Raw genomic sequence first — 17,050 nt, 5'->3', positions numbered from 1 at the left:
GGCATTCTTGCTGCGAGGTGCGCGTCATGCAATTGCATGACATACTTCTCCTGCGCACCTCTGCAATCCTGCTGGAGGCTATATCAGCTGGGGGATTGACTCCCAGCTGATATCATTCATAAGATTTGTTGTGAAGCAATTCGTGTTCTTTTCCCTTCAGAAGTCCGTTGTACAGCTCTACTACCAGCGGGTTCTCATCTGACTTTTTGATGATCATGGTATTGTCTGCATTATAAAGCCCTTTTGCCCTTAATGCCTTGGTCCTGGCACCGGCTCTTGTAGGCTGGCCACCGCCCATGATACATCCCCGTCTGCAGGCCATAACCTCGATCAGATGGTATTCTTTCTCTCCATTTTTCACCTGATCCATCACTTTCCGTGCATTTGCAAGTCCATTGGCAACACAGATCTTTATTTCCATTCCTTCATACATAACGGAAAACTCTTTGATTCCTTCATCCCCGCGCACACCACATTCTGCGATCTCATGCATAGATTCTTTGCGGTGATCTTTTGTGAGACGACGGAGAACTGCCTCTGTAACACCGCCTGTTACGCCAAAGATCACGCCGCCGCCTGAGCCAAAGCCAAATGGCATATCGCAGGCTTCCGGATCAAGCGGAGCAAAGTCGATACCGAAATTATCGATCATACGGATCAGCTCTGTAGTGGTGATCACAATGTCTGTGTCCTGTTCTCCGTGGGTAAAGCTGTTGGGCCGGATCGCTTCTGCCTTCTTGGCTGTACATGGCATAATGGAAACCATAACCGTCTTCTTTCCATCCTGATGTTCCGGCTGCCGGAAATATTCCTTGATCACAGCGGAAAGCATCCCCTGTGGAGATCTGCAGGTAGAAAGATTAGGGATGTAATCCTTGTACTGATCTGTAATAAATTTCACCCATGCCGGGCAGCAGGATGTGAGCAGCGGAAGTTTTTCTCCTTTTTTGATCCGGTCAAGAAATTCTGCACTCTCCTCCATAATGGTAAGATCTGCACTGAAAGAGGTATCGTATACTTCGTCAAATCCCATTCTGTGCAGGGCATTTACGATCTTGCCCATAACACTTCTGCCCTTTGACAGCCCGTAATGATCCCCTACTGCAACACGTACTGCCGGTGCGATCTGTGCCACCACCCGTACATTTGGATCAGCCAGTGCATCCCATACCAGATCTGTATGGGTCTTGATGGAAATCGCACCTGTAGGACAATAAACACGGCACTGTCCACAGTTCACGCAATCGGTCTGGGCAATCTTTTTGTTAAATGCAGGCATGACCATAGCGTCCGTACCACGGAATGCAAAGCCCAGCGCACCAATCCCCTGAAGCTCTTCACAGGCACGTACACAGTCTCCACAAAGGATACATTTGTTAGGATCCCTTACAAGAGAAGGAGAACTTGTATCCAGCTCATAGGGCTCCCTGGTATTTTCAAAACGGATGGTATTCACCCCAAGACGGTGTGCCAGCTCCTGGAGAATACACTCTCCGCTTTTCACACAGGTAGTACAGTCGCGGCAATGAGCCGCCAGAAGCAGCTCCACGATCAGCTTCCTGTATTTCTTAATTCGTCCTGAATTGGTGTAAATGGTCATCCCATCCCTTGGTTCTTCAGAACAGGATGCAAACATCTTGCCCCTTTCATCCTCTACCATACACAAACGGCAGGCTCCAAATGTGGACACCTCAGAATGGTAGCACAATGTTGGAATATTTATTCCTGCTTTCCTGATCACGGACAGCACATTTTTTTCATCGGTAAACTCTATTTTTCTACCGTCAATCATCATATATCCCATAATATACCCCCTTCCTATGCTTCCACATAAATCGCATCAAAATTACAGTTATCTTTACATGCGCCGCACTTGATGCAAAGAGTATTGTCTATATGATGAGGATGCTTGATCAGTCCTGAAATTGCACCTGCCGGACAGTTTCTTGCACACTTGCCGCAGCCGATACAGAATTCCTGATTGATATGGAACTGACGCAGTGCAGTACATACCTTTGCACGGCACTTCTTATCCCTGATATGCTCCTCGTATTCATCCCTGAAGCGGTGCAGAGTACTGATTATAGGAAGCGGTGCGCTTTTGCCAAGGCCGCAAAGTGCCATACTCTGAACCATATTTGCCAGTTCTTCCAGCTGATCCAGATCTGACATTTCGCCTTTGCCATCTACGATCCTTTCCAGGATCTCCAGCATACGCTTGGTCCCCTCACGGCAAGGTACACATTTACCACAGCTTTCCCTCTGGGTAAAATTCATGAAGAAACGTGCAACCTCTACCATACAGGTGTTTTCATCCATAACAACCAGTCCGCCAGATCCCATGATCGCATCCAGCTTCTTTACCGAGTCAAAATCCAGGGGCACATCCAGCTGATCCATGATCAGACATCCACCGGAAGGTCCGCCGATCTGTACGCCTTTAAAGGCTGCTCCCTTTTTCAGTCCGCCGCCAATATCATAAATAATATGGCGCAACGTAGTGCCCATAGGCACCTCGATCAAGCCTGTATTCTCAATAGCTCCTGTAAGGGAGAAGGTTTTGGTACCCGGGCTTCCTTCTGTACCGATAGTCCGGAACCAGTCAGCCCCCTGAAGAATGATCTTGGGCACATTGGCATAGGTTTCCACATTGTTCAGTACCGTAGGCTTGCCCCACAGTCCTTTCTCCACTGTACGGGGAGGCTTTACACGAGGCATGCCCCGGTTGCCTTCAATAGATGCTGTAAGTGCAGATCCCTCACCACATACAAATGCACCTGCACCTCTGTTAATATGTAAATGGAAATTAATTCCTGTTCCCAGGATGTTATCTCCCAGAAATCCGTAATTCTCTGCCTGTTCAATAGCCATACGCAGTCTCTTTACAGAGAGAGGATATTCTGCACGTACATAGATATAGCCTTCTTCTGCGCCAACTGCATAAGCAGCAATGGTCATACCTTCGATCATCTTATATGGATCGCCTTCCATAACAGACCCGTCCATAAATGCACCAGGATCGCCTTCATCACCATTACATACAACATAGCGGATCTTTTCGGCCTGTCTTGCCACCTGGGACCATTTCTTCCCTGCCGGGAATCCGGCGCCGCCACGGCCCCTGAGGCCTGACTTTGTCACCTCCTGTATCACATCATCAGGAGTCATGGATTCCAGTGCCTTTGCCAGTGCCTGGTATCCGCCAACTGCAATATATTCGTCAATAGATTCTGCATCGATCTTTCCACAATTTTCCAGTACCACCCTTGTCTGAAGGTTTAGGAAAGGAATGTCCTCCGGGTGGGGACAGACAGTGTCCTTCTCTCTGTAAAACAGACGCTCTACTGGCTTTCCTTCCAGAACTGTACGCTCTACGATCTCTTTACAGTCCTGCGGCTGCACATGTACATACTGATATCCGTAAGGCTCTATCCTCATCAAAGGCCCCAGCTCGCATAATCCCTGACAGCCAGTCTTGATCACGCCTGTATGAGGGATATCTTTTTGCATTTCCACCTTTACTCCGTCCACATCCCGGCACAGCACTTTCATCTCCTCATAGATCTTCTGTGCGCCGGAGGCAATACAGCCTGTACCTGAACATACAAGTACACGACAGGTATAGGAGCGGATCTTTTCATTTACTTCTTTCTGTTTGTTTAACAGTTCTTCTCCATTTCTTATACTCATACGCTTTCTCCTCTCAGCCGGTTCAAAAGTTCTATAGCTTTTTCTTCCGTCATCTTCGGATGTACTTCATCGTTTACAGTCAGGGTAGGCGCAAGTCCGCAGGCTCCCAGACAGGAAACTGTCTCTACTGTGAAAAGCATATCGTCTGTGGTATGCTTTTTATTTGTCAGACCCAGTTCTTTCATCAGTGCCTCTTTCACAGGCTGTGATTTTCTTACGTGACAGGCTGTTCCGTCACAGACCTTGATCACGTATTTCCCTTTTGGCTCAAATGAAAAGTTTTCATAAAAGGTAGCCACGCTGTATGCTTTGGCTTCTTTTACCCCGATCTCTTTCGCCACATAGGTGAGCAGTTCCCCTGGCAGGTACCGGTATTCTGCCTGGATGTCCTGCATGATGGGGATCAGCGATGCTGCTTTCCGACCATAGTGTGCGATAATCTCATCCGCCTTGTTGTAATAAGATTGATCTAACATTGGTTTCCTCCTTACTTTGCGTCGTTCGCTAGTATGTATTTGTATCCATTGCACAATTCTATATCCAATATAGTACATTATCTGGCAGGATTATACAATTATTTTTTTTGCTTTTCTGTGATTATTGTGGATTTTTATTACTATCAGCGAAGTGAATAGCAGCTCGATAAGCATTCACATACACCGTCCCACTTTTTTGACATGCATATTTTCTTATGCTATGATATTTTCGATTAAGCGAAATTATGGAACAACAAAGCCAATAGCTGCTTACACGCATATGCACCAGAGGCTTTTGGCTGGCGGCTTTTGGCTGGCATCATTTATATACAGGCAGGTGAAACTTTGAAAAAAAAAGAAATCCTATTTATCCTGGGAATCCTTGCAGCTGCAGCACTTTTGTGGGCTGTTACCCACCTTACGGACAAGGGTGATCTTTCCACAGTACGCATTACAGTGGCAGGCAAAGAATATGGCACCTATTCTTTATCCAAAGATCAGGTGATCTCCATAGGAGATACCAATCGGTGTGAAATAAAAGACGGGGAAATAAAAATGATCTGGGCTGACTGCCCGGACCATTTGTGTATGAAACAGCATGCAATTGACAAAAACGGCGGAACCATTGTATGTCTGCCTAACAAAGTAGTGATCGAAGGCAAAAAAAGTTCATCCTCTTACTCAGAAGATGAACTGGTGATTGATTCCGTTACCTGATTTTGTACTACAAAAGAAGATCCAGTGATAAATCAAAGCCTCAGAGAGCTTATTTGTCGCCGGAGGGGATCCCTGTAAGTTCATAATAAAAAATATACTGCTGCATCACACCACGCATCCCTTTATAGCGGCGGTTAGGGAAGCCTCTTTTGTAGTGCTGATCCAGTACCTGGCGTATATGGGTATCCACCGGAAATGCATCCAGCTGGTGCAAGGCAAACAAACAGATGCAATCTGCCACTTTCCCACCTACGCCATAGATTTCCATCAAAGCTTCCCGTGCTTTTTTGTAAGACATTGATCGAATCTCTGATAGATCGATCTGCCCGTCTGCCACAGCAAGTGCGGCCTGATGAACATATTTGGCACGGTATCCCAGATTGCATGCCCGCAGATCTTCTTCAGATGCGGCAGCCAAAGCCAGTGGCTTTGGAAAGCCATAATATTCCCTGCCATCCGGCAAAATGATTCTTTCTCCATACTGTGTACAGATATTCTCAATGCACCTGCGGATCCTGCGTATATTATTCTGCTGCGAAATAAGAAATGAGATCAGCATTTCCCACAGATCCTGACGAAGTATACGGATTCCCTGTCCATGGTGTGCGGCTGCACATAAATAACTGTCCCTGGGATTCACTGCCTGTATATATCTGTTGTAATCTGCATCAAGGTCAAAGTATGGGATCCAGAAGAAAAGAAAATCCTCCTGAGAACAGTCGAAATCCACTACCTGCCCTTTTTGCCTTACTTCTACGTATTTCTTACCTGCAATCACAGTAAAACAGTCTGCATCTGCTTCATTCATCCTGAAACATTGTCCGGATCCCATGATCTGCCTTATGTTAAAATTCTCCAGTTCTATGGATATCATCTGTCTGTCCTGCCTTCGGTTATTTCTGGTACTGCCTGAAGAAAACAGACAGCTTCTCCAGCGCCTTCGCCAGAACACCTACTTCATTGTCCGATAAAGCACCCACCACTGCATCTGTCATCTGCCTGTGATACTCTGCGTGATGATGAAAGGCTTTACGCCCTTTAACCGTAAGATGGATAAAAACAACTCTTCTGTCCTTCTCACTGCGTTCTCTCTGTGCATACCCTTTCTTAACCAATGCATTCATGGAAATGGTCAGGGAGCCTACCGTAATATTCAGTTCTGCCGCTATATCGGACATCTTTTTTTCTCCAAGACCAATGGCAGCGATAATATGCATATCATTATTGGTAATATCTTTATACTCATCTGTGATAATGGCCTGTCCTTCCAGCTCCATGATCTCATTAAAAAGATTTACCAGCACATCATTGATTACTTCCTTATCATTCAATATGGTCCTTCCCCCCGCCTTATGGGCTATTCCAATTAATTTGTATACAGGAAACAGCTTGTGCTCCTGCTTTCCGTTGTTATTCAAGTGTACACAGTATAGCATAAATTGGGGATTTTTGCACCATGTGTTTCCGTGACATTTGATTCGTAAATTTGGATTTGAATTTCCACAGCATTTGTGGTTTGAGTTTCTTGCTGCTTTCCGATTTCCGTCTGCTTTCCGGATTTCTTCTACATTTTACGAAATCTGTTATACCGCTTTTCCAAAAGCTCCTCTGTATCCATTTTCTCGTACAATGTAAGGAATGTACCAATCGCCTGGTCCATTTTCTCTCCCATATCTGTCATATTGGCTCGTGTAAGAGGCTCCTTTTCAGAAAAAACATGCTCCACAATACCAAGCTTTTTCAGATCCCCTGCAGTAAGCCGCATCACCTGGGCTGCTTCCCTGGCTTTTCCTGCATCCTTCCACAAAATTGAAGCAAAGCCTTCTGGGGAAAGGACAGAATAGATGGAATTTTCCAACATCCATACCTGATCAGCCACAGCAAGAGCCAAGGCTCCGCCGCTTCCCCCTTCTCCGATCACAATGGACAGAACAGGTACCTTAAGAGCAGATAATTCATAAATGTTTTCTGCAATCGCCTGCCCTTGCCCCCGTTCTTCAGCCTCCATCCCGCAGAAGGCTCCCGGAGTATCCACGAAACAGATCACAGGTCTTTTGAACTTCTCTGCCTGCTTCATCAAACGCAGGGATTTACGATATCCTTCCGGTGAAACCATCCCAAAGTTTCTGGCAATACTGTCTTTTGTTCCCTGTCCCTTTTCCTGGATGATCACTGTCACAGGATTTCCATGAAAACGCCCTATTCCTCCGATCACGGCAGGATCATCTCCATATCGTCTGTCTCCATGCAGTTCCGTAAATTCGTCAAATAACAGTGCAAGATAATCTTTCCCTGTTGGGCGTTCCTTATCCCTTGCAAGCTGCACACGCTCCCAGGCACTTTTATCCTGAAGCTTTTCTTCTTTCAGAACTTTCTTTTCCTGATATGTGCTTTTTGTATCCTGATGCTGATGCATGGACAACAGACGGGAAAGTGTAGCTTTCATCTGTTTTCGATCAACGATCCCATCTAAGAAGCCATGCTCCAGGAGAAATTCAGCCTTTTGAAATCCCTTGGGTAATTTCTGTCCGATGGTCTGCCGGATCACTCTTGGTCCTGCAAAGCCGATCAATGCTCCCGGCTCTGCCAGAATAATATCTCCTTCCATGGCAAAGCTTGCCGTAACACCACCAGTAGTAGGATTGGTAAGCACACTGATATAAAGAAGACCGGCATCACTGTGCCGTTTCAGTGCTGCTGAGGTTTTTGCCATCTGCATCAAAGACACAATACCTTCCTGCATACGGGCTCCGCCGGAGCAGGCAAAAATCACCACAGGAAGCCGTTCCCTGGTAGCCCTCTCCACTGCCCGGGTGATCTTTTCCCCTACTACACTTCCCATGCTTGCCATCATAAACCTGCTGTCACAGACTCCAAGCACTGTAGGATTTCCGTCAATTTCTGCCTTTCCGGTAAGGATGGCTTCATCCAGTCCTGTTTTTTCCTGAAGACTTTCGATTTTCTCTTTATATCCCTTGTAATGAAGAGGATTCTCCTGGGGCAGACCTGCATCCCATTCTTCAAAAGTCCCTGGATCTGCGATCTGCTGGACTCTTCTCCAGGCATGAACACGAAAATAATTGCCGCAATGAGGACATATATAATCGTTGTCCTTTACCTCTTCCACAAACACCGCTGACTTACATACATTACATTTTTTCAGAAGTCCTTCCGGAACCTCTGGCTTTACTGTTTCTGCTGTCAGGCTGCTATGGCCAACTGTCCGTTTAAATGTACAGTTAAATTTCATTTACTTTCACTCCCCCGATTTCATGGGTACTTAAAAATCCAACATTAAAATTACCGCTCTGGAAATCCGGATGACTGAGGATTTCAAACTGATAGTCAATGTTTGTATCCACTCCCTGGATCACCACTTCCCCCAGTGCACTTTTCATTTTGGCAATCGCCTCTTCTCTTGTGCTTCCATGAACGATCAGCTTTGCAAGCATGGAATCATAATAGGGCGGTACTGTATATCCTGAATAAATACCTGTATCCACACGGATTCCCTGGCCGCCGGGAAAATGAAGATCTGAAATGGTGCCGGGAGAAGGCCTGAAATTCTTCTCCGGGTTTTCCGCATTGATCCTGCATTCAATGGCATGCCCCTGTACATGTACATCCTTCTGACTGACCTGAAGCGGCAGACCGGAAGCGATACGGATCTGTTCCTTTACCAGATCCATGCCAGTGACCCACTCTGTTACCGGATGCTCTACCTGGATCCTGGTATTCATTTCCATAAAATAAAAGTTTTCATCCTTTTCCAGAAGGAATTCTATGGTTCCTGCATTCACATAATGTGCTGCCTTTGCAGCCTTCACAGCTGCTTTTCCCATCTTCCTGCGAAGCTTGTCCGATACAGCTGCAGAGGGCGATTCCTCGATCATCTTCTGATGATTTCGCTGGATGGAACAGTCCCTTTCTCCAAGATGGATCACATTTCCCTGCTGGTCTGCAAGGATTTGAAATTCTATATGTCTTGGATTTTCCACAAAATGCTCTATGTACATGGTTCCGTCCCCAAAGGCCATCTGCGCTTCTTTCTTTGCAGTCAGGAAAGCTTTTTCAAACTCTTCCGGCGAAAAAGCTGTCCGCATACCCTTGCCGCCACCGCCAAGGGCAGCCTTAATGATCACCGGATAACCAATCCTGTCAGCTTCCTTTTTTCCTGCATCAATATCCAGAACTGCCCCCTTCGTCCCGGGGATCACCGGAACACCGGCTGCTTCCATGGTGTTTCTGGCTTCCTGCTTGTTTCCAAGACTGCGGATCACAGAGGAGGGGGGACCCACAAAGATAATGCCGCACTTTTCACATATTTGTGCGAAACGGGCATTTTCTGATAAAAATCCAAAGCCTGGATGTATGGCATCTGCGCCGGTTGTCATTGTAGCACTGATAATGCTTTCCATATTCAGATAACTTTCCGTTGAAGGACCAGGCCCTATGCAGACTGCCTGATCAGCAAGCTGAGCATGAAGGCTATCCTTGTCTGCCTCTGAATAAACCGCTACGCTCTCAATCCCCAATTCTCTGCAGGCGCGGATGATCCTTACTGCAATCTCTCCCCGGTTTGCCACCAGCAATTTTCGTATCATATTTTACCCCACCATAAATGTAAGCTGTGCTTTTACAGCAATCTTCCCGTCTACGGTTGCAACTGCTTCTCCCACTCCAAGCGGGCCTTTCTGCTTCACGATCCTGGTTTCCAGACGCAGCTTGTCTCCAGGACGTACCTTCGTTTTAAACCGGCACTTATCAAGGCCTCCGAAATAGGCGATTTTCCCCTGGTTTTCCGGCTTTGACAGGATGGCAACTGCGCCGGTCTGTGCCAGTGCTTCCAGGATCAGCACCCCTGGCATTACAGGTTCCTGTGGAAAATGGCCTTTAAAAAAATCCTCTCTGTAGGTTACGCATTTATATCCTACTGCAAATTCCCCCGGCTCATAATCTTCAATATAATCAACCAGAAGAAAGGGATGTCTGTGTGGAATGATCTGCTGGATCTGCTTCGTGTCTAAATAATTCATGCTTCCTCGATTCTGAACAGAGGGGTACCATATTCTACCGCCTGTCCGTTTTCAACCAAAACTTCTGCCACAATTCCTTCAAATTCACTTTCAATCTCATTCATCAGCTTCATTGCCTCAACAATGGCAAGTACCTGACCTTTTTTCACTGTATCACCTTTTTTCACAAAAGGCTGGCTATCCTGTGAAGGAGCCGCATAAAATGTACCAACCAAAGGTGATGTCACCAGATTTCCGACTTCTGCTTCCTTCTCCAAGACAGATACCTTTTCCGGTGCAGGTGCAGCGCTGTATACAGTTTCTTTTCTATCTCTATCCCATTTAACGGACATTTTCTGTCCATTGTTTTCATATTCAAAGGATGATACTCCTGCGGCGTCTATTTTGTCGATAAGCTGCAGTATCTGTTCAAATTCCATGATCATTCCTCCTCATAACGTTTTACCAGAAGAGAAGCATTGTGACCTCCGAATCCAAGAGAGTTGCTCATAGCATACCGAACCTGAGTCTGAACCGGTGCATCAATACAATAATCCAGATCCAGTTCCTCTTCTGTTTCTTTTGTTCCAACTGTCTGGTGGATAAAACCATCCAGAATTGATTTTACACATACAATAAATTCCACACCGCCGGCAGCACCTAAAAGATGCCCTGTCATTGACTTGGTAGAATTGATCTTTACTTTATATGCAGCCTCTTTAAACGCAGCTTTAATGGCTCTTGTTTCAAACAGATCATTGTAATGGGTGCCTGTGCCGTGTGCATTGATATAATCCACCTCTTCCGGTTCGATCCCAGCCTCATGCATAGCATCCTCCATCGCCCTTGCAGCGCCTGCTCCGTCTTCCGCTGGAGAAGTGATATGGAAAGCATCTGCGGTAGCACCATATCCCACAACCTCTGCCAGAATGTGGGCACCTCTTTTTTTGGCATGCTCCAGTTCTTCCAAAACCACGATCCCTGCTCCTTCTCCCATTACAAAGCCAGCACGGTCTTTATCAAATGGAATGGAAGCCCGAAAAGGATCTGAAGATGTGCTTAATGCAGTCAGACTGGTAAATCCGGCAACTCCCAAAGGACAGATACATCCCTCTGTGCCACCTGCCAGGATCACCTCTGCATCCCCATACTGGATTGCCCGAAAAGCATCCCCTATGCAGTGGCTTCCTGATGCACAGGCAGTGACCACATTGGTACACTTACCTTTTGCCCCGATGGCAATGGAAATATTTCCGGCAGCCATGTTGCTGATCATTTTGGGAACAAAAAGCGGATCCACCTTAGAAGGGCCTCTTTGGGAAAGCCTTTGCTGAGAAGCTGTCATAGCCTGCAGGCTTCCCACACCGGATCCTACGATCACACCTACCCGGTATGGATCCTCCTGTTCCATGCAGATCCCGGAATCCGCCAGTGCTTCTTTTGCAGCTGCTACTCCGTATTTTGAAAATAATTCCATTCTTTTTGCAGCCTTAAAATCCATATATTTTTCAGGTTCAAACCCCTTTACCTCTGCAGCCACCTTCACTTTATAATCTGTTGTATCAAATCTTGTAATGTTCTGGATCCCCACTTTTCCGGCTTTGATACCTTCCCAGAAGGATTCCGCATCATTTCCAAGAGGTGTTACTGCGCCAAGTCCTGTGACCACTACTCTACGTTTCATATATGTTTGTCCTCACTTTTCCTACATTGCCATTCCGCCGTCAACCATCAGCACCTGTCCGGTAATATAACCGGCTTCCTCTGATGCAAAAAAAGCCGCTGCTGCTGCCACATCCTGGGGATCGCCAAATCCGCCCATAGGAATCTGCGCCCAGATTTTTTCCTTCACCTGCTCCGGCAGAACCTGGGTCATGTCTGTGCAGATAAATCCGGGAGCGATTGCATTTACAGTAATTCCTCTGGATGCCAGCTCCTTTGCAGCTGATTTTGTCAGCCCGATCACCCCTGCCTTAGATGCAGCATAATTCGCCTGTCCTGCATTTCCTGAAACACCTACAATGGAGCTTAAATTGATGATCCTGCCTTTTTTCTGTTTGATCATGGTTCTGGCAGCATGGCGGATACAATAGAATGTTCCTTTTAGATTGGTATCCACTACCTTTGAAAAATCTTCTTCACTCATTCCCATCAAAAGGCCATCCTTTGTGATTCCTGCATTATTGACCAGAATATCAAGATGTCCCATTTTACTGATCGTATCTTTAAACATTTCACCACAAGCCTGAAAATCAGCTACATTACACTGATAAATATGGGCCTGGCCTCCTGCCTGCAGGATCTCCTGCTGCACTTCTTCTGCTTTTTCCTTTGAGCCATTATAATTGATAACCACATAGCATCCTTCTGCTGCCAGCCGTAAGGCAATGGCACGCCCGATTCCCCTGGATGCACCGGTTACAAGGGCAACTCTTTTTCCGGTCATTTTTTGTCCTCCTGTCAGATTTCTGTATCTGTCATGTCTGTGCTTCTATTAGATTCCTGTATCTGTCATATCTGTGCTTCTATCAGATTTTCATCTCTGTTACATTTCTGTTATCGTCATATCTCTGCTGCTGTTTTTTCCAGATCTTCTACTGTCTGTATATTAAAGGTCCTTACATTTTTATCTATCTTTTTTATAAAACCGGTAAGCGTCCTGCCTGGTCCGATCTCCACAAAGGTATCGATCCCGGCACTGATCATCTGCTCCACACTTTGCTGCCAGCGAACGGAAGAGGAAATCTGTCTGGCCAGCAGTGGACGGATCTGTGCAGGGTCTGTTACATACTTTGCCGTAACATTTGTCACATAAGGGATCTTTAGAGATTGGATTTCTGTAGTCTCAAGTACCTTTTCCAGTTTCCTGCCTGCCGCTTCCATCATAGATGAGTGAAAAGGGCCGCTGACTTTTAAAGGAAGGACTCTCCTTGCTCCTGCAGTTTTCAACTGCGCTGCCGCTATTTCCACTGCTGCCTTTTCCCCAGTGATCACAATTTGTCCGGGACAGTTATAATTGGCAATCTCCACTCCATCTATCTTTTCTATCACTTTTTCGATCTCCGGTCCGGTCAGACCAAGCACTGCCGCCATGCTTCCCTTTCCTGCAGGAACTGCCTGTTCCATAAGGATTCCCCTCTTACGTACAGTTACAGCTGCATCCTTCAGGCTGATTCCGCCAGCTGCTTCAATGGCGCAATATTCCCCCAGGCTTAAGCCCGCCGTTACCTCCGGGATCAGGCCATATTCTTCTGCTGCTTTTTCCATGGCAAGACAGGCTGTTAAAAGTGCTGCCTGTGTATATTCGGTAAGATCCAGTTTATCATTTTCTTCAAAGCAAAGCTGTGGCATGTCCAGATCCAGCCAATGGGACACCTGTTCAAATACCCTGGCAGAAGTCGGATATTTTTCATAAAAATCTTTTCCCATTCCTGCTTTCTGAGCTCCCTGGCCAGGAAATATAAATGCGATCCTACTCATAAACTGCAGTTCCTTTCAAAAGAGTTTCCGTCTCCTTCATCAGCTTTTGGATCAGATCCTTGCAGCTCATTTCTTCTTTTATAAGTCCTGCGATCTGTCCGGACATAACGCTTCCGTTTTTCACATCTCCCTCTGTTACTGCTCTTCGTAAGCCTCCCAGTGTAAGCTGCTCCAGTTCCTCGAAAGGTGCGCCCTCAGCCTCTTTTTTCAGATATTCTCTGGTCATCTGATTTCTCAGTGCCCGCACCGGATGCCCTGTAGTACGTCCGGTCACTCTTGTATCTATATCTTTTGCTTTCAGGATCATATCTTTATAATTCTGATGCACCTGGCATTCGGTTGTTGCTACAAAACAGGTTCCCATCTGTACAGCCTGTGCTCCCAGCATAAATGCTGCTGCGATCCCACGGCCATCACCGATACCGCCTGCTGCGATCACCGGGATCTGTACCCCATCTGCTACCTGGGGCACCAGTGCCATGGTGGTTGTCTCTCCCACATGGCCTCCGGACTCACATCCTTCGGCTACCACTGCATCTGCCCCACACCGCTCCATACGTTTTGCCAGTGCCACAGAGGCAACTACCGGGATCACGCGGATCCCTGCTTTTTTCCACATCTCCATATATTTTTCCGGATTTCCGGCACCTGTGGTAACTGCTTTTACACCCTCTTCTGCGATCACCTGCGCAACCTCATCTGCATAAGGGCTCATCAGCATTACATTTACCCCGAATGGTTTATCTGTTTTCTCTTTTGCCAGCCGGATCTGCTCCCGCACCCACTGTGCCGGTGCATTGGCTGCTCCAATAATACCGAAGCCTCCTGCCTCTGATACAGCGGCTGCCAGATGATGCTCGGCCACCCAGGCCATTCCCCCCTGTATAATAGGGTATTGTATATCAAGTAAATCTGTAACTTTTGTTTTCATAACACTGTCCTTTGCTTTCACAATACTGTTTACTTTTTTCAATATTGCCTCTTACTTTTCCCGGTTCTGGATATAAGCTTCCACATCTCCGATTGTCTGGATTCCTTCCAGGTCTTCTGTAGGAATCTCCACATTAAATTCCTCTTCCAGAGCCATAACCATTTCAAAAAGATCCAGTGAATCAGCTCCCAGATCCTCTTTAAAGGACGTGCTCTCTGTTAATGTTCCTGCCTCTGTTCCCAGTGATTCTGCTACGATTTCTTTAATTCTTTCTAACATGTTCTTTTCTCCTCGTTATTTTTTATTTCCACTCCAGCAGGCTTGCTCCATAAGACAGTCCGGCTCCAAAAGCCGCCAAGACCAGCTTATCTCCTGCCTTGAAACATCCTTTCCGATTCAGTTCATCCAAAAGAATAGGGACGCTTGCCCCGGAAGTATTGCCATATTCCTGAATATTTACAGGAAATTTTTCTTCAGCTTCTCCAAGTCTTTTTGCCACAGACTGAATAATTCTTATATTAGCCTGATGCAAAATATAAAATCTTATCTCTTCCCCAGAAAGCTTTTCCTTTTCCAAAAGCTCCCGGATCACCTGTGGCACACAAGACACAGCAAACTTAAATACCTCTCTGCCATCCATCTCCATGTAGGTTTCCTGTGCATCCGGATGTTCCACATACTGCTTTTGGTTTCTGCTGCTGCAAGTGAGGGCTCTGCCCTTCTCCCCTTCTGAATGAGTGACCTGTGCATATCTGCTCTTCTCATCTGCCTCCAGGAAAACTGCCCCTGCACCATCTCCAAATAAAATACAGGTTCCCCGATCCTTCCAATTGGTAAGATTGGAAAGGCTTTCTGCCCCGATCACAAGCGCATTCCGGTAGATGCCGCTATTCAGATATGCCTGTGCTGTGTTCAGTGCAAAAAGAAATCCTGTACATGCACTGTTCAGGTCAAAACAGGTGGCTCGAACTGCCCCCAGCATCTCCTGCACACTGCAAGCTGTACAGGGAAGGATCTCATTACCTGAAATGGTTGCCACAAGGATCAGATCAACTTCTTCCGGATCCACTTGGGCCTGCTCCAGTGCTCTTTGTGCTGCCTTTGCAGCCATCCTGGCAGTTGTCTCCTGCCATACAATATGTCGTCTTTCCACTCCTGTCCGCTCACGGATCCACTGATCGCTTGTATCCACCATATTGGACAATTCATTATTATCCAATATGTGTTCCGGAACCCAGGAGCCTGTTCCTGTTATTCTTCCTGTCATAATGATTATTCCTGTTTTACTGTTTCATTATTTTGCAATTGAATTGTTTTACTGCTTGGTTGTGTTGCTTTTTCTGCCTTACTAAGCATCAACCTGCTGTTTTGTCTCTTAGCTTAATTTGTTTTTATTTCAAAATATTTTGATTATCAAAGTATATCATATTTTTTTATATTGTCAAGGAAAAATAGATTGAGATATTTTATATATAAAAAAATAGACCGGAATATTTTGTATAATAAAAAAGATGGATACGGCTATTCTGCAAATTTCAAAATAACCATACCCATTCTTCTATTTATTGAGCTTCATCCCAGTAATCTTCCGCATCCTCAAAGCTGTCGAATTCATCTTCATGATCGTAGTAAAAGTCCTCAGGATCATCATAATCATATACGTCATACTCGTCTTTTCGTGAGGAATTCCCACTCTTGCCGGACGAAGAGCTTCCGGAGGATGAATATCCTCTTGAGTTTCCACTATAGCTGTTTGAGGAACTGCTTACATATCGTATCAGGTCCACCACCTCACCATCCCTGCACACTGCCGAGTATACACTTCCGCCAATATTCCTCCAGGTATAGGTAACCTGCTTCTTCACTTCTCCATTCTCTCTGTAATTTTCCTCCGTCCTCCGATCATAAGGTCCCCACTTAGTGATAGATATATACCTCTGTTCCATCCCCCGGAATGGCTGATCCTTTCGGATTTCTTCTTTGTACCGTTCTTCCTCTTCTTTTTCTTTGCGCCGCTTTTCAGCCTCATAGCGTTCCTGAACAACCTTTTTTATCTCTTGCATTTCTTCAGCCAAGTCTCCATTATACTCAGCCGTCTCACTGGGAAGCCTGGATATAACCCAGTATTGACTATCTATATCTTCACCAGACGCTATGTTCTCACAATACTTTGCATATGCCCGAACATATTTTACATTTGCAAGACATCTAGGAACACTGTCCAAACGCCCCACAGATACAGTTTGCCTAAGATCCTCAGGTATTTTTTCCAATAAATCAACTGCCGTAGCATAATTTTCCGCATGAACGGCCTCTACCGCCTTCTTATAATCTTCTTCGTAGTCCTCCATCTGCTGCTGCCATTCATTTTCCTCTTTCAATGCCGAATAATTCCCTGCACAAAATATTGCAATAAGGATGACGAATGCACCAAGCATAACATATATATTGATTTTTTTCCTCATTCACTTTTCCCCTCGTACATAAAGATTCTGTGAGAATATATGGTATCTTGATTCTCTAACCATCCAATCTACACCATTATACTCTTTTTCACAGTACCACAAAAGTTTTTTCTACACAGTATTCCTCATATTCGATAAAAAAACAGAGAAAATACTCTCCTCAAGTATCTCCTCTGTTTGTGACATGCTCCCACCACTTAAATCTCAGATTTTGAAGTGGGGGCTTCTTGCTCAATGGCTCTACTGAGCCAAGTATCTACAAGCTATCCTCGCGTG

17 protein-coding genes are annotated in these 17,050 nt (G+C 45.8%); 1 reads left to right on the top strand and 16 read right to left on the bottom strand.

The features are described 5' to 3' along the window. Positions 1 to 112: 112 nt before the first annotated feature. Genes OCV61_RS11205 through OCV61_RS11195 form a run of 3 tightly spaced genes read right to left on the bottom strand, consistent with a single transcriptional unit; the run spans position 113 to position 4,166 of the window. Positions 113 to 1,804: a [FeFe] hydrogenase, group A gene (locus OCV61_RS11205; RefSeq protein ID WP_158421900.1), complete on the bottom strand. Its 1,692-nt coding sequence runs from the start codon at positions 1,802 to 1,804 to the stop codon at positions 113 to 115. Between the two features lie 14 nt (positions 1,805 to 1,818). After that, positions 1,819 to 3,690 (bottom strand): NADH-quinone oxidoreductase subunit NuoF, encoded by a 1,872-nt coding sequence (locus OCV61_RS11200; RefSeq protein ID WP_158421899.1) that lies wholly within the window; start codon positions 3,688 to 3,690, stop codon positions 1,819 to 1,821. Next, entirely contained in the window at positions 3,687 to 4,166 is a 480-nt protein-coding gene (locus OCV61_RS11195) for a complex I 24 kDa subunit family protein (RefSeq protein WP_158421898.1), read from the bottom strand. The genes OCV61_RS11200 and OCV61_RS11195 overlap by 4 nt, the downstream gene beginning before the upstream one ends. A gap of 345 nt (positions 4,167 to 4,511) precedes the next feature. Between OCV61_RS11195 and OCV61_RS11190 the strand changes: the two genes are divergently transcribed. Further along, the gene (locus tag OCV61_RS11190) at positions 4,512 to 4,883 is read left to right on the top strand and encodes a NusG domain II-containing protein (RefSeq protein WP_158421897.1); all 372 of its coding nucleotides are present in this window, start codon (positions 4,512 to 4,514) and stop codon (positions 4,881 to 4,883) included. 49 nt (positions 4,884 to 4,932) lie between these two features. Here OCV61_RS11190 and OCV61_RS11185 read toward each other — a convergent pair whose 3' ends face one another. The 13 genes from OCV61_RS11185 to OCV61_RS11125 form a co-directional block, all read right to left on the bottom strand. Next, complete coding sequence (locus tag OCV61_RS11185; protein ID WP_158421896.1) at positions 4,933 to 5,757, bottom strand: DNA-3-methyladenine glycosylase family protein; 825 nt, start codon at positions 5,755 to 5,757, stop codon at positions 4,933 to 4,935. 19 nt (positions 5,758 to 5,776) lie between these two features. Next, the gene (locus OCV61_RS11180) at positions 5,777 to 6,214 is read right to left on the bottom strand and encodes a MarR family winged helix-turn-helix transcriptional regulator (RefSeq protein ID WP_262582833.1); all 438 of its coding nucleotides are present in this window, start codon (positions 6,212 to 6,214) and stop codon (positions 5,777 to 5,779) included. A 233-nt stretch (positions 6,215 to 6,447) separates the two neighbouring features. After that, the gene (locus tag OCV61_RS11175; RefSeq protein WP_158421894.1) at positions 6,448 to 8,133 is read right to left on the bottom strand and encodes an acetyl-CoA carboxylase carboxyltransferase subunit alpha; all 1,686 of its coding nucleotides are present in this window, start codon (positions 8,131 to 8,133) and stop codon (positions 6,448 to 6,450) included. Further along, entirely contained in the window at positions 8,123 to 9,487 is a 1,365-nt protein-coding gene (locus OCV61_RS11170) for an acetyl-CoA carboxylase biotin carboxylase subunit (protein ID WP_158421893.1), read from the bottom strand. The genes OCV61_RS11175 and OCV61_RS11170 overlap by 11 nt, the downstream gene beginning before the upstream one ends. Positions 9,488 to 9,490: 3 nt before the next feature. After that, positions 9,491 to 9,919 carry a 3-hydroxyacyl-ACP dehydratase FabZ gene (fabZ, locus tag OCV61_RS11165; RefSeq protein WP_158421892.1) on the bottom strand — a complete coding sequence of 143 codons (429 nt, stop codon included), beginning with the start codon at positions 9,917 to 9,919 and terminating at the stop codon, positions 9,491 to 9,493. Beyond that, positions 9,916 to 10,338 carry an acetyl-CoA carboxylase biotin carboxyl carrier protein gene (gene accB / locus OCV61_RS11160; protein WP_158421891.1) on the bottom strand — a complete coding sequence of 141 codons (423 nt, stop codon included), beginning with the start codon at positions 10,336 to 10,338 and terminating at the stop codon, positions 9,916 to 9,918. Before accB ends, fabZ begins: the two co-directional genes overlap by 4 nt. 2 nt (positions 10,339 to 10,340) lie before the next feature. Next, complete coding sequence (fabF, locus tag OCV61_RS11155) at positions 10,341 to 11,582, bottom strand: beta-ketoacyl-ACP synthase II (protein WP_158421890.1); 1,242 nt, start codon at positions 11,580 to 11,582, stop codon at positions 10,341 to 10,343. A gap of 21 nt (positions 11,583 to 11,603) precedes the next feature. Continuing rightward, on the bottom strand, positions 11,604 to 12,344 hold the full coding sequence (gene fabG / locus OCV61_RS11150) for a 3-oxoacyl-[acyl-carrier-protein] reductase (RefSeq protein ID WP_158421889.1): 741 nt from the start codon (positions 12,342 to 12,344) through the stop codon (positions 11,604 to 11,606). Between the two features lie 116 nt (positions 12,345 to 12,460). Continuing rightward, a complete protein-coding gene (fabD, locus tag OCV61_RS11145; RefSeq protein ID WP_158421888.1) occupies positions 12,461 to 13,378 on the bottom strand; it encodes an ACP S-malonyltransferase in 918 nt (305 codons plus the stop codon). After that, entirely contained in the window at positions 13,371 to 14,351 is a 981-nt protein-coding gene (fabK, locus tag OCV61_RS11140; RefSeq protein WP_262582830.1) for an enoyl-[acyl-carrier-protein] reductase FabK, read from the bottom strand. Before fabK ends, fabD begins: the two co-directional genes overlap by 8 nt. A 9-nt stretch (positions 14,352 to 14,360) precedes the next feature. After that, on the bottom strand, positions 14,361 to 14,588 hold the full coding sequence (gene acpP / locus OCV61_RS11135; RefSeq protein WP_158421887.1) for an acyl carrier protein: 228 nt from the start codon (positions 14,586 to 14,588) through the stop codon (positions 14,361 to 14,363). Between the two features lie 22 nt (positions 14,589 to 14,610). Beyond that, a complete protein-coding gene (locus tag OCV61_RS11130; RefSeq protein WP_158421886.1) occupies positions 14,611 to 15,576 on the bottom strand; it encodes a beta-ketoacyl-ACP synthase III in 966 nt (321 codons plus the stop codon). A gap of 295 nt (positions 15,577 to 15,871) precedes the next feature. Beyond that, positions 15,872 to 16,774 carry an outer membrane protein assembly factor BamD gene (locus OCV61_RS11125; RefSeq protein WP_158421885.1) on the bottom strand — a complete coding sequence of 301 codons (903 nt, stop codon included), beginning with the start codon at positions 16,772 to 16,774 and terminating at the stop codon, positions 15,872 to 15,874. Positions 16,775 to 17,050: the final 276 nt, after the last annotated feature.

Source organism: Blautia ammoniilytica (genome assembly GCF_025566965.1).
In the GTDB taxonomy this organism is placed as follows: Bacteria; Bacillota; Clostridia; order Lachnospirales; family Lachnospiraceae; genus Blautia_A; species Blautia_A ammoniilytica.
This window is presented reverse-complemented; position numbering and strand designations above follow the sequence as displayed.